The 13,028-nt window shown below is 52.4% G+C and carries 12 protein-coding genes; 11 read left to right on the top strand and 1 reads right to left on the bottom strand.

The features are described from left to right. Positions 1 to 30: 30 nt before the first annotated feature. Complete coding sequence (gene map, locus LRS40_RS02860; RefSeq protein WP_142488295.1) at positions 31 to 825, bottom strand: type I methionyl aminopeptidase; 795 nt, start codon at positions 823 to 825, stop codon at positions 31 to 33. Positions 826 to 1,146: 321 nt separating this feature from the next. On the opposite strand from map, the gene rpsB reads away from it, so the two are divergent. From rpsB to lpxD, 11 genes are all read left to right on the top strand, one after another. After that, on the top strand, positions 1,147 to 1,872 hold the full coding sequence (gene rpsB / locus LRS40_RS02855) for a 30S ribosomal protein S2 (protein ID WP_032616611.1): 726 nt from the start codon (positions 1,147 to 1,149) through the stop codon (positions 1,870 to 1,872). 117 nt (positions 1,873 to 1,989) lie between these two features. Beyond that, positions 1,990 to 2,841 carry a translation elongation factor Ts gene (gene tsf / locus LRS40_RS02850; protein WP_142488296.1) on the top strand — a complete coding sequence of 284 codons (852 nt, stop codon included), beginning with the start codon at positions 1,990 to 1,992 and terminating at the stop codon, positions 2,839 to 2,841. Positions 2,842 to 2,991: 150 nt separating this feature from the next. Continuing rightward, positions 2,992 to 3,717, top strand: coding sequence for a UMP kinase (gene pyrH, locus LRS40_RS02845; protein WP_032616613.1), 726 nt, complete (start codon positions 2,992 to 2,994; stop codon positions 3,715 to 3,717). Between the two features lie 167 nt (positions 3,718 to 3,884). Further along, complete coding sequence (gene frr / locus LRS40_RS02840; protein WP_032616614.1) at positions 3,885 to 4,442, top strand: ribosome recycling factor; 558 nt, start codon at positions 3,885 to 3,887, stop codon at positions 4,440 to 4,442. A 95-nt stretch (positions 4,443 to 4,537) separates the two neighbouring features. Beyond that, positions 4,538 to 5,737 (top strand): 1-deoxy-D-xylulose-5-phosphate reductoisomerase, encoded by a 1,200-nt coding sequence (gene ispC / locus LRS40_RS02835; RefSeq protein WP_231313040.1) that lies wholly within the window; start codon positions 4,538 to 4,540, stop codon positions 5,735 to 5,737. Positions 5,738 to 5,922: 185 nt separating this feature from the next. Next, a complete protein-coding gene (ispU, locus tag LRS40_RS02830; protein ID WP_142488298.1) occupies positions 5,923 to 6,681 on the top strand; it encodes a (2E,6E)-farnesyl-diphosphate-specific ditrans,polycis-undecaprenyl-diphosphate synthase in 759 nt (252 codons plus the stop codon). A 12-nt stretch (positions 6,682 to 6,693) separates the two neighbouring features. Then, the gene (gene cdsA / locus LRS40_RS02825; protein ID WP_231313039.1) at positions 6,694 to 7,551 is read left to right on the top strand and encodes a phosphatidate cytidylyltransferase; all 858 of its coding nucleotides are present in this window, start codon (positions 6,694 to 6,696) and stop codon (positions 7,549 to 7,551) included. An 11-nt stretch (positions 7,552 to 7,562) separates the two neighbouring features. Then, on the top strand, positions 7,563 to 8,915 hold the full coding sequence (gene rseP, locus LRS40_RS02820) for a sigma E protease regulator RseP (RefSeq protein WP_156262944.1): 1,353 nt from the start codon (positions 7,563 to 7,565) through the stop codon (positions 8,913 to 8,915). A gap of 29 nt (positions 8,916 to 8,944) precedes the next feature. Next, positions 8,945 to 11,362, top strand: coding sequence for an outer membrane protein assembly factor BamA (gene bamA / locus LRS40_RS02815; protein ID WP_231313038.1), 2,418 nt, complete (start codon positions 8,945 to 8,947; stop codon positions 11,360 to 11,362). A gap of 118 nt (positions 11,363 to 11,480) precedes the next feature. Further along, positions 11,481 to 11,975 carry a molecular chaperone Skp gene (gene skp, locus LRS40_RS02810; RefSeq protein WP_231313037.1) on the top strand — a complete coding sequence of 165 codons (495 nt, stop codon included), beginning with the start codon at positions 11,481 to 11,483 and terminating at the stop codon, positions 11,973 to 11,975. Positions 11,976 to 11,978: 3 nt separating this feature from the next. Next, positions 11,979 to 13,004 carry a UDP-3-O-(3-hydroxymyristoyl)glucosamine N-acyltransferase gene (gene lpxD / locus LRS40_RS02805; RefSeq protein WP_156262946.1) on the top strand — a complete coding sequence of 342 codons (1,026 nt, stop codon included), beginning with the start codon at positions 11,979 to 11,981 and terminating at the stop codon, positions 13,002 to 13,004. The last annotated feature ends 24 nt before the right edge of the window (positions 13,005 to 13,028 follow it).

The following is a 13,028-nucleotide window of genomic DNA, read 5'->3' as shown; positions in this document are numbered from 1 at the left end:
TTAAAAAAGCCGGCATTTGCCGGCTTCTTATCATGCGTCTTGCGAGAGTATCGCCGGGATAGTGTCATCCTTGCGTAACGTCAGAATTTCGCAGCCGTTGTCGGTCACCACAATAGTATGCTCATACTGGGCAGACAAGCTCCGGTCTTTGGTTTTCACCGTCCAGCCATCTTTCATGGTACGGATGCGGTAGTCGCCCGAGTTGACCATTGGCTCGATGGTGAAGGTCATGCCCGCCTGCAGCACTACGCCGCCGTCGTCTGCATCATAGTGCAGAACCTGTGGCTCTTCATGGAAGACGCGGCCAATACCGTGACCGCAGTATTCGCGCACCACGGAGAAACCTTCTGCTTCAACGAATTTCTGGATAGCCGCACCGAGGGTACGCAGGCGAATGCCTGGCTTGACCATCTTCAGTGCCAGGTAGAGGCTTTCCTGGGTCACTTTACACAGGCGCTCGCCCAGAATGGTCGGTTTGCCGACGATGAACATCTTAGAGGTGTCACCGTGGTACTCGTCTTTAATGACGGTGACGTCGATGTTAACGATGTCGCCATCTTTCAGCAGCTTTTCGTCATCCGGGATACCGTGGCAGACCACTTCATTAATAGAGATGCAGACTGACTTCGGGAAGCCGTGGTAGCCAAGGCAAGCGGAGATTGCCTGCTGCTCGTTCACGATGTAATCATTACAGATGCGATCCAGCTCGCCGGTGCTGACGCCCGGTTTGACGAATGGCTCGATCATTTCCAGCACTTCAGCGGCCAGACGACCGGCGACGCGCATTTTTTCAATTTCTTCAGGTGTCTTAATAGAGATAGCCATGTAATCTGTCCATCAGTGTCGTTTTTTTCGACAATACTAGTCTAAGTGTTGTCAATGGTATCAGTCTGGCGCACATGCTGCCAAATTGAGATTCCTTCACCGCACACACCGCCAACAATTGTTGGTTTCGGGTAGCATTTTGTGGTATAAAGCGCGCCGGACTTCCGATCCATTTCAGATACACAGGATGGACGGGAGCGACAAATCTCACTTTGTGTAACAACACACACGTATCGGCACATATTCCGGGGTGCCCTTTGGGGTCGGTAATATGGGATACGTGGAGGCATAACCCCAACTTTTAAATAGAGGTTTTAAAACATGGCAACTGTTTCCATGCGCGACATGCTCAAGGCTGGTGTTCACTTCGGTCACCAGACCCGTTACTGGAACCCGAAAATGAAGCCTTTCATCTTCGGCGCACGTAACAAAGTTCACATCATCAACCTTGAGAAAACTGTACCAATGTTCAACGAAGCCCTGGCTGAGCTGAACAAGATCTCTTCCCGTAAAGGTAAGATTCTGTTCGTTGGTACTAAGCGCGCTGCAAGCGAAGCTGTGAAAGAAGCTGCTAACAGCTGCGACCAGTTCTTCGTGAACCATCGCTGGCTGGGCGGTATGCTGACTAACTGGAAAACCGTTCGTCAGTCTATCAAGCGCCTGAAAGATCTGGAAACCCAGTCTCAGGACGGTACTTTCGAAAAGCTGACCAAAAAAGAAGCGCTGATGCGCACTCGTGAGCTGGACAAGCTGGAAAACAGCCTGGGCGGTATCAAAGATATGGGCGGCCTGCCAGACGCGCTGTTCGTTATCGATGCTGACCACGAGCACATCGCAATCAAAGAAGCTAACAACCTGGGTATCCCAGTATTCGCAATCGTTGATACCAACTCCGATCCGGACGGTGTTGACTTCGTTATCCCGGGTAACGACGATGCAATCCGTGCTGTTAGCCTGTACCTGAGCGCTGTAGCTGCTACCGTTCGTGAAGGCCGTTCCCAGGATCTGGCTTCTCAGGCGGAAGAAAGCTTCGTAGAAGCTGAATAATAAGGTTCTACCCCTTATTAGTACCGTGTATGAATAGGGGCCAATTATCGGCCCCTTTTTTCAATTTATACTGTTTGGCTTCTGGCCGGGCAGTTCACATCTCCCGAGGATTTAAGAATGGCTGAAATTACCGCATCCCTGGTAAAAGAGCTGCGTGAGCGTACTGGCGCAGGCATGATGGATTGCAAAAAAGCGCTGACTGAAGCGAACGGCGACATCGAGCTGGCAATCGAAAACATGCGTAAATCCGGTGCGATCAAAGCAGCTAAGAAAGCAGGCAACGTTGCTGCTGACGGCGTGATCATCACTAAGATCGACGGCACCTACGGCATCATTCTGGAAGTTAACTGCCAGACTGACTTCGTTGCTAAAGATGGCGGTTTCCAGGCATTTGCTAACAAAGTTCTGGACGCAGCTGTTGCTGGCAAAATCACCGACGTTGAAGTTCTGAAAGCACAGTTCGAAGAAGAGCGTGTTGCCCTGGTTGCTAAAATCGGTGAGAACATCAACATCCGTCGCGTTTCTTCCCTGGAAGGCGAAGTACTGGGTTCATACCAGCACGGCGCGCGTATCGGTGTTCTGGTTGCGGCTAAAGGCGCTGACGAAGAGCTGGTTAAACAGCTGGCAATGCACATCGCTGCAAGCAAGCCAGAATTCGTTAAGCCAGAAGACGTGTCTGCTGAAGTTGTAGAGAAAGAGTACCAGGTTCAGCTGGACATCGCCATGCAGTCTGGCAAGCCAAAAGAAATCGCAGAGAAAATGGTTGAAGGCCGCATGAAGAAATTCACCGGCGAAGTTTCTCTGACTGGCCAGCCTTTCGTTATGGATCCAAGCAAAACTGTTGCTCAGCTGCTGAAAGAGCACAACGCTGACGTAACTGGCTTCATCCGCTTCGAAGTGGGCGAAGGCATCGAGAAAGTTGAGACTGACTTCGCAGCAGAAGTTGCTGCAATGTCCAAGCAGTCTTAATCAGCGAAAAGAAGCCGCCTGAGGGCGGCTTCTTTTTGTGTACGTTATGTGTAAATCAGCCAGACGCCTATAGTGTCTGTGTTGAGATGCGATATATCATGTCGCCAGAATTAACCCCATCTTAATCGTTGACAGTCCCAGGAAAGAAATATGGCTACCAATGCAAAACCCGTTTACAAACGCATTCTGCTTAAGCTGAGTGGCGAAGCGCTGCAAGGGTCGGAAGGCTTCGGTATTGACGCAAGCATCCTTGACCGCATGGCGCAGGAAATCAAAGAACTGGTTGAACTGGGCATCCAGGTTGGCGTAGTCATTGGCGGTGGTAACCTTTTCCGTGGCGCGGGTCTGGCAAAAGCAGGCATGAATCGCGTGGTGGGCGACCACATGGGTATGCTGGCAACGGTCATGAATGGCCTGGCTATGCGTGATGCACTGCATCGTGCCTATGTGAATGCACGCCTGATGTCCGCTATTCCGTTGAATGGCGTGTGCGATAACTACAGCTGGGCCGAAGCCATCAGCCTGCTGCGCAACAACCGCGTGGTGATCCTCTCCGCCGGTACGGGTAACCCGTTCTTTACCACCGATTCCGCGGCCTGCCTGCGTGGTATTGAGATCGAAGCCGATGTGGTACTGAAAGCGACCAAAGTAGATGGCGTGTTTACTGCCGATCCGGCAAAAGATCCTGCTGCCACCATGTACGATCAGCTGACCTACAGCGAAGTGCTGGATAAAGAGCTGAAAGTGATGGATCTTGCCGCCTTCACGCTGGCTCGCGACCACAAACTGCCGATCCGTGTCTTCAACATGAACAAGCCTGGCGCGCTGCGTCGCGTGGTCATGGGTGAAAAAGAAGGCACTTTGATCACGGAATAATTTCCGTCGACGATAAATACAGGTAAGATTCCGCTTTACTTTGTAGTGATATCTTACCTGGACGCGCCTTTGGCGTTGTCATGAATTAAACGCGACTATACTTAGCACACCTGTAGCGATGTGCTGGTGGATAGTCTGCCTGAGACAAGTTTCCAAGGATTCGTAACGTGATTAACGACATCAGAAAAGATGCTGAAGTACGCATGGACAAATGCGTAGAAGCGTTCAAAACCCAAATCAGCAAAATTCGTACTGGCCGTGCTTCTCCAAGCCTGCTGGATGGCATCGTCGTGGAATACTACGGTACGCCAACCCCTCTGCGTCAGCTGGCGCAGGTGACGGTAGAAGATACCCGTACGCTGAAAATTAACGTCTTCGATCGTTCAATGGGCCCGGCCGTTGAGAAAGCCATCATGGCATCCGATCTGGGTCTGAACCCAAGCTCCGCAGGCACGGATATCCGTGTTCCACTGCCTGCGCTGACCGAAGAGCGTCGTAAAGATCTGATCAAAGTGGTACGTGGTGAAGCAGAGCAGGGCCGTGTTGCCGTGCGTAACGTTCGCCGTGACGCGAACGATAAAGTGAAAGCGCTGCTGAAAGACAAAGAGATCAGCGAAGATGACGATCGCCGTTCTCAGGACGACGTGCAGAAACTGACCGATGCGGCAATCAAGAAACTTGATGCGGCGCTGGCAGAAAAAGAAGCGGAACTGATGCAGTTCTGATTTCTGACGTAATCTGATAAAACGCCGTACAGAAGGCCCGATGGGCTTTGCTGGCGGCGTTTTGCTTTGCTGGTTTCACTACTTCTGGATAATTCATGAAGCAATTAACACTCCTCGGCTCAACCGGCTCCATCGGTTGCAGCACGCTCGACGTCGTTCGCCACAATCCTGAACACTACACCGTGACCGCGCTTGTCGCCGGGAAAAACGTTCAGCGGATGGTTGAGCAGTGTCTCGAGTTTGCGCCACGCTATGCGGTTATGGACGACGAGGAGAGTGCTCGCCAGGTAAAAGCATTGCTGGCCGAGCACGGCAGCCGGACCGAGGTATTAAGCGGTCAACGGGCTGCCTGCGACATGGCCGCCCTGGATGACGTAGACCAGGTGATGGCGGCAATCGTGGGCGCAGCAGGACTGCTGCCAACGCTGGCGGCGATCGATGCCGGGAAGACGGTGTTGCTGGCCAACAAAGAGTCGCTGGTGACTTGTGGACGCCTGTTTATGGAGGCGGTAAAGCAGCGCGGCGCGCAACTTTTGCCGGTAGATAGCGAACATAACGCTATTTTTCAGAGTTTACCGCAACCGTTTCAGCAAAACCTGGGGTACGCTGATCTGGAGCAGAATGGCGTCTCTTCTATTTTGCTCACCGGGTCTGGTGGCCCGTTCCGTGATACGCCGTTGTCTGATCTGGTCTCAATGACCCCGGATCAGGCATGTCGTCATCCGAACTGGTCGATGGGGCGTAAAATCTCCGTGGATTCTGCCACCATGATGAATAAAGGTCTGGAATACATTGAAGCCCGCTGGTTGTTTAACGCCTCGGCAGCGCAGATGGAAGTGTTAATTCACCCACAGTCGGTGATCCACTCCATGGTCCGTTATCGGGATGGCAGCGTGATGGCGCAATTAGGCGAACCCGATATGCGTACACCTATCGCCCATACGATGGCGTGGCCAAACCGCGTGGTCTCCGGCGTTAAGCCGCTCGACTTCTGCAAATTAAGTGCGCTGACGTTCAGTGCGCCAGATTATCAGCGCTATCCGTGCCTGAAGCTGGCGATGGAGGCATTCGAGCAGGGACAAGCGGCGACTACCGCCCTCAATGCGGCGAATGAAATTGCTGTCGCCGCCTTCCTCGAACAGCGGATCCGCTTTACGGATATCGCTGCGCTGAACCTGTCTGTTCTTGAGACGATGGATTTGCGCGAGCCGCAAAGTGTGGATGATGTGCTGACCGTCGATGCGAAAGCCAGGCTCACGGCGCAAAAAGCGGTGACGCACCTCGCAAGCTGGTGATAATCCAGCCGTGGGTGGTCATGCTATTTGTTAGCGTTGGGCTTCAGTGATATAGTCTGCGCCACCTGATTGCGGGTAGTTGACGTTATGTGGTCAGGTAAGCCGTGGTATGACACGGCTTTTTTACGTAAAGGCTTCAGTATTCCTGAGTACCGTTAAATCCTTTCAGGGACCAAAAACGCGTTATGTTGTCTGCGAATCAACCAATAAGCGAAAACTTGCCAGCACATGGCTGTCGTCATGTCGCAATCATCATGGATGGCAATGGCCGCTGGGCGAAAAGACAAGGGAAGATCCGAGCCTTTGGGCATAAAGCTGGGGCGAAATCTGTTCGCCGCGCCGTTTCTTTTGCCGCCAATAACGGCATTGACGCGTTAACGCTCTATGCTTTCAGCAGTGAAAACTGGAATCGACCTGCGCAGGAAGTTAGCGCGTTGATGGAATTGTTCGTGTGGGCGCTCGACAGCGAAGTAAAAAGCCTGCACCGCCACAACGTTCGCCTGCGTATTATCGGGGATACCAGTCGTTTTAACTCACGTCTGCAGGAACGCATTCGTAAAGCGGAAGCGCTGACCGGGCAAAATACCGGTTTAACGCTCAATATCGCGGCGAATTATGGCGGACGTTGGGATATTGTCCAGGGTGTACGGCATTTGGCTGAACAGGTTCAGGAAGGGCTATTACAGCCGGACCAGATTGATGAAGAGGCGCTGAGTCAGCAAATCTGCATGAGTGAACTGACACCCGTGGATTTAGTAATTAGGACAGGGGGAGAACATCGCATCAGTAACTTTTTGCTATGGCAAATTGCCTACGCCGAACTTTACTTTACAGATGTTCTTTGGCCCGATTTTGATGAACAAGACTTTGAAGGTGCGCTGCATGCCTTTGCTAATCGAGAGCGTCGTTTCGGTGGTACCGAGCCTGGTGGCGACAACGCCTGATGGGGGTAGCTTTTGCTGAAGTATCGCCTGATTTCCGCGTTTGTTTTAATACCTGTTGTCATCGCGGCGCTGTTTTTACTGCCTCCGGTGGGATTTGCTATTGTCACACTGGTCGTTTGCATGCTGGCGGCGTGGGAATGGGGGCAGCTTAGCGGCTTTACCTCGCGTTCTCAGCGGGTATGGCTGGCGGTGCTGTGCGGCCTGATGCTGGCGCTGATGCTCTTTATGCTGCCGGAATACCATCACAATATTCATCAGCCGATAATCGCAGGTTCGCTCTGGCTTTCGCTGGGATGGTGGCTGGTAGCGCTGCTGCTGGTGCTCTTCTATCCCGGCTCTGCATCGCTATGGCGTAATTCGAAAATACTGCGTCTCTGTTTTGGGCTGTTCACCATCGTTCCTTTCTTCTGGGGAATGCTTGCCCTCCGTACCTGGCACTACGACGACAACCCTTACAGCGGGGCGTTATGGCTCCTTTATGTCATGATTCTCGTCTGGGGGGCTGACTCTGGCGCCTATATGTTTGGTAAACTGTTTGGCAAACATAAACTGGCACCGAAGGTCTCTCCGGGGAAAACGTGGCAGGGTTTTATCGGTGGTCTGTTTACAGCAGCGATTATCTCCTGGGGTTATGGCGTATGGGCCAACCTTGAGGTGGCACCGGCAACATTATTGGTCTGTTCTATCATCGCAGCGCTGGCTTCCGTGCTGGGTGATTTGACCGAAAGTATGTTTAAGCGTGAAGCAGGGATCAAAGACAGTGGCAATCTTATTCCAGGGCACGGCGGTATCCTGGATCGCATAGACAGCCTGACGGCGGCAGTTCCCGTGTTTGCCTGCCTGTTTTTGCTGGTGTTTGGGACGATTTAACGGAAGGTTTTATGCTTAGCATTCTCTGGAATCTGGCGGCATTCATTGTTGCACTGGGTGTACTTATCACGGTGCATGAATTTGGCCATTTCTGGGTTGCTCGGCGCTGTGGCGTGCGGGTAGAGCGCTTTTCAATTGGCTTTGGTAAGGCGCTCTGGCGTCGAAACGATCGCCACGGCACAGAATTTGTTATTGCCCTTATCCCACTCGGCGGCTACGTCAAAATGTTGGATGAACGCGTGGAGCCAGTGGCGCCTGAAGTGCGCCACTACGCGTTCAACAACAAAACCGTCGGCCAGCGCGCCGCAATCATTGCTGCCGGTCCGGTGGCAAACTTCATCTTCGCCATCTTTGCTTACTGGCTGGTGTTTATCATCGGTGTCCCTGGCGTTCGTCCGGTTGTTGGTGAAATTACACCCAACTCCATCGCGGCAAGCGCGCAAATTAATCCGGGCATGGAACTTAAAGCGATTGATGGCATCGAAACCCCTGATTGGGATGCCGTGCGGTTACAGCTGGTTGCCAAAATTGGCGACGAACAAACTACCGTCAGCGTGTCACCTTTCGGATCCAGCACGCGTCAGGATAAAATCCTGAATTTACGCAACTGGACCTTTGAGCCAGATAAAGAAGATCCCGTTGCGGCGTTAGGCATTCGTCCACGCGGCGCGCAGATTGAACCGGTGCTGGCAGAAGTCCAGTCCGATTCCGCAGCGCGTAAAGCAGGTTTGCAAGCAGGCGACAGGATCGTTAAAGTCGATGGTCAACCTTTAACGCAGTGGATGACCTTTGTTACTCTGGTGCGTGATAATCCAGGTACGCCGCTGGCGCTGGAGATAGAAAGGCAGGGGAGCCCACTCTCCTTAACGCTCATCCCGGATACCAAACCGGGCGGTGGAAAGGCGGAAGGGTTTGCAGGCGTGGTGCCGAAAGTGATCCCGCTGCCCGATGAGTACAAGACAATACGCCAGTATGGGCCGTTCAGCGCCATTCTTGAAGCCACGGATAAAACATGGCAACTGATGAAGCTGACCGTGCAAATGCTGGGGAAATTGATTACCGGTGACGTAAAACTGAACAACCTCAGTGGGCCGATTTCGATCGCTCAGGGGGCTGGGATGTCAGCAGAGTTCGGGGTGATTTACTATCTCATGTTTCTTGCGCTCATTAGCGTGAACCTCGGGATAATCAACCTGTTCCCACTGCCTGTTTTAGATGGGGGGCATCTGCTGTTTTTAGCGATCGAGAAGCTAAAAGGCGGGCCGGTATCCGAGCGAGTTCAAGACTTTAGTTATCGCATTGGTTCGATTTTACTGGTGCTGTTAATGGGGCTTGCACTTTTCAATGATTTCTCTCGGTTGTAAGAGAGTGTTAGGAAGAACGCATAATAACGATGGCGATGAAAAAGTTGCTCATAGCGTCGCTGCTGTTTAGCAGCGCGACCGTATACGGTGCTGACGGGTTCGTAGTGAAAGATATTCATTTCGAAGGCCTTCAGCGTGTCGCCGTTGGTGCGGCCCTCCTCAGTATGCCAGTGCGCCCAGGCGACACGGTTAATGATGAAGACATTAGTAATACCATCCGCGCTCTGTTTGCCACCGGCAACTTCGAGGACGTTCGCGTTCTGCGCGATGGTGACACGCTGCTGGTTCAGGTAAAAGAGCGTCCAACGATTGCCAGCATCACCTTCTCCGGCAACAAGTCGGTGAAAGACGACATGCTCAAGCAAAACCTTGAGGCCTCTGGCGTGCGTGTCGGCGAATCTCTGGATCGCACCACCCTCTCTGATATTGAGAAAGGGCTGGAAGATTTCTACTACAGCGTCGGTAAATACAGCGCGAGCGTCAAAGCGGTTGTTACTCCGCTGCCACGTAACCGCGTCGATCTGAAGCTGGTGTTCCAGGAAGGTGTTTCCGCGAAAATCCAGCAGATCAACATCGTTGGTAACCATGCGTTCAGCACCGATGAGCTGATCTCTACCTTCCAGCTGCGTGACGAAGTGCCGTGGTGGAACGTGGTGGGCGACCGTAAATACCAGAAACAGAAACTGGCGGGCGATCTCGAAACCCTGCGCAGCTACTATCTGGATCGCGGCTATGCGCGCTTTAACATCGATTCGACTCAGGTTAGCCTGACGCCGGACAAGAAAGGTATCTACATCACCGTTAACATTACCGAAGGCGATCAGTACAAGCTTTCTGGTGTGGAAGTGAGTGGTAATCTGGCGGGACACTCTGCCGAGATCGAAAGCCTGACCAAACTGCAGCCGGGTGAACTGTATAGTGGCTCGAAAGTGACCAAAATGGAAGACGGCATTAAAAAGCTGCTCGGCCGTTATGGTTACGCTTACCCACGCGTACAGACTCAGCCTGAAATCAACGATACGGATAAAACCGTTAAGCTCCACGTTAACGTCGATGCGGGTAACCGTTTCTACGTGCGTAAGATCCGTTTTGAAGGTAACGACACCTCGAAGGATGCCGTTCTGCGCCGTGAAATGCGCCAGATGGAAGGGGCGTGGCTGGGTAGCGATCTGGTCGATCAGGGTAAAGAGCGTCTGAACCGTCTGGGCTATTTCGAAACCGTCGATACCGACACTCAGCGCGTGCCGGGTAAACCGGACCAGGTAGACGTCGTTTACAAGGTCAAAGAGCGTAATACCGGTAGCTTTAACTTTGGTGTCGGTTACGGTACCGAAAGTGGCGTCAGCTTCCAGGTGGGCGTACAGCAGGATAACTGGTTAGGTACCGGCTATTCCGTGGGTATCAACGGTACCAAGAACGACTACCAGACTTACTCTGAGCTCTCCGTTACTAACCCTTACTTCACCGTTGATGGTGTGAGTCTGGGTGGTCGTATTTTCTATAACGACTTTAAAGCGGATGATGCGGACCTGTCTTCGTATACCAACAAAAGCTACGGCGTTGATGGTACGCTCGGCTTCCCAGTTAACGAATACAACACCCTGCGTGCTGGCTTAGGTTATGTGCATAACGACCTGTCCAACATGCAGCCGCAGGTGGCAATGTGGCGTTATCTGGACTCTATCGGACAGTCTGCAAGCACCTCGAATGATGACAACGGGTTTGCCGCAGATGACTTCACCTTCAACTATGGCTGGACGTACAACCGCCTCGACCGTGGTTTCTTCCCGACCGAAGGTTCGCGCGTCAACCTGAACGGTAAAGTTACGGTCCCGGGCTCTGATAATGAGTTCTACAAAGTTACCCTCGATACCGCGTCCTACTTCCCGATCGACGAAGATCATAAATGGGTGGTTCTGGGTCGTACGCGCTGGGGTTACGGCGACGGTTTAGGTGGCAAAGAATTGCCGTTCTATGAAAACTTCTACGCGGGCGGCTCAAGCACCGTACGTGGCTTCCAGTCCAATAACATTGGTCCGAAAGCGGCATATTACGGCGGTAACGACGAAGATAACTGCGCTAAAACCTCATCGAGCGAAGTGTGTAGCTCTGATGATGCGGTCGGTGGTAACGCCATGGGAGTCGCCAGCCTGGAGTTCATTACCCCTACGCCGTTTATCAGCGATAAGTATGCCAATTCCGTACGTACCTCCTTCTTCCTGGATGCGGGTACCGTATGGGATACTAACTGGGAAAATACCAGTGCGACCAGGTTAGCAGGTATTCCGGACTACAGCGATCCGAGCAATATTCGTATGTCTGCGGGTCTCGCACTACAATGGATGTCACCGCTGGGGCCGTTGGTCTTCTCTTACGCCCAGCCGTTTAAGAAATACGAGGGAGACAAAGCGGAGCAGTTCCAGTTTAACATTGGTAAAACCTGGTAATTGTCCGTTGCAAAGGAATGCGTTGGCAGTGTAGCGCTGACAACTGGCGATCGCAGGATCGCCTTGCCACGCAAAGAACGGTACCTTCGGGTACCAATGGGATGGTAAGGAGTTAATTGTGAAAAAGTGGTTATTAGCTGCAGGTCTCGGTTTAGCGATGGCAACTTCTGCTCAGGCAGCAGACAAAATTGCAATCGTCAATATGGGTAACTTGTTCCAGCAGGTTGCGCAGAAAACAGGTGTTTCTGCCGCGCTGGAAAACGAGTTCAAAGGCCGTGCAAGCGAACTGCAGGGTATGGAAAAGGATCTGCAATCCAAAATGCAGCGTCTGCAGCGCGATGGTTCTACCATGAAAGCGAGCGAGCGTAGCAAACTGGAAAAAGACGTAATGGCTCAGCGTCAGACTTTCTCTCAGAAAGCGCAAGCTTTTGAACAGGATCGTCAACGTCGTTCTAACGAAGAACGTGGCAAGCTGGTTACCCGTATCCAGTCCGCTGTGAAAGCTGTTGCCGCCGATCAGAATATCGACCTGGTTGTTGATGGCAACGCTGTTGCATTCAACAGCAGCGATGTTAAAGACATCACCGCTGATGTCCTGAAACAGGTTAAATAAGTAATGCCTTCAATTCGACTCGCTGATTTAGCTCAGCAGTTGGATGCAGAATTACACGGTGATGGCGATATCGTCATCACCGCTGTTGCGTCCATGCAGTCTGCTAAAGCAGGCACTATCACCTTCATGGTAAGCCCAAAGTACCGTGAACATCTGGCGCTTTGCCAGGCGTCTGCTGTCGTACTGACGCAGGACGATTTGCCGTTTGCCGCAGGTGCAGCGTTGGTAGTGAAGAACCCCTACCTGACGTATGCCCGTATGGCACAAATTCTCGATACCACGCCGCAGCCGGCACAGAACATCGCACCCAGTGCGGTGATTGATCCGACGGCGCAGCTGGGTAACAACGTATCAATTGGTGCCAATGCGGTTATCGAATCAGACGTCGTGCTGGGCGATAACGTGGTGATTGGCGCCGGTTGCTTCGTGGGTAAAAAAACAAAAATTGGTGCAGGCTCTCGCCTGTGGGCCAACGTCTCCATTTACCATGAGATCGAAATCGGTGAACATTGCCTGATCCAGTCCAGCACCGTTATTGGCGCGGATGGTTTCGGTTATGCCAACGATCGTGGTAACTGGGTGAAGATCCCGCAGCTGGGCCGGGTGATCATCGGCGATCGCGTCGAAATCGGCGCATGCACGACCATCGACCGTGGTGCGCTTGATGACACGATTATCGGTAATGGTGTTATCATCGATAACCAGTGCCAGATTGCACATAACGTTGTGATTGGCGACAATACTGCGGTTGCCGGCGGCGTTATTATGGCAGGCAGCCTGAAGATTGGCCGTTACTGTATGATTGGCGGTGCCAGCGTCATTAACGGGCATATGGAAATATGCGATAAAGTCACGGTCACAGGGATGGGCATGGTTATGCGTCCTATCACTGAACCGGGCGTCTACTCCTCAGGCATACCGTTGCAGCCTAACAAGGCGTGGCGTAAAACTGCAGCCCTGGTGATGAATATTGATGATATGAGCAAGCGCCTCAAGGCTATTGAGCGCAAAATCGATCAACAAGACTAAGCGTTCACCCGTTTAACGCACACT

It is taken from the genome of Leclercia sp. G3L (assembly GCF_021117075.1).
GTDB lineage: Bacteria > Pseudomonadota > Gammaproteobacteria > Enterobacterales > Enterobacteriaceae > Enterobacter > Enterobacter adecarboxylatus_C.
The sequence above is the reverse complement of the archived record's forward strand: the minus strand, read 5'-3'. Positions and strand labels throughout refer to the sequence as shown.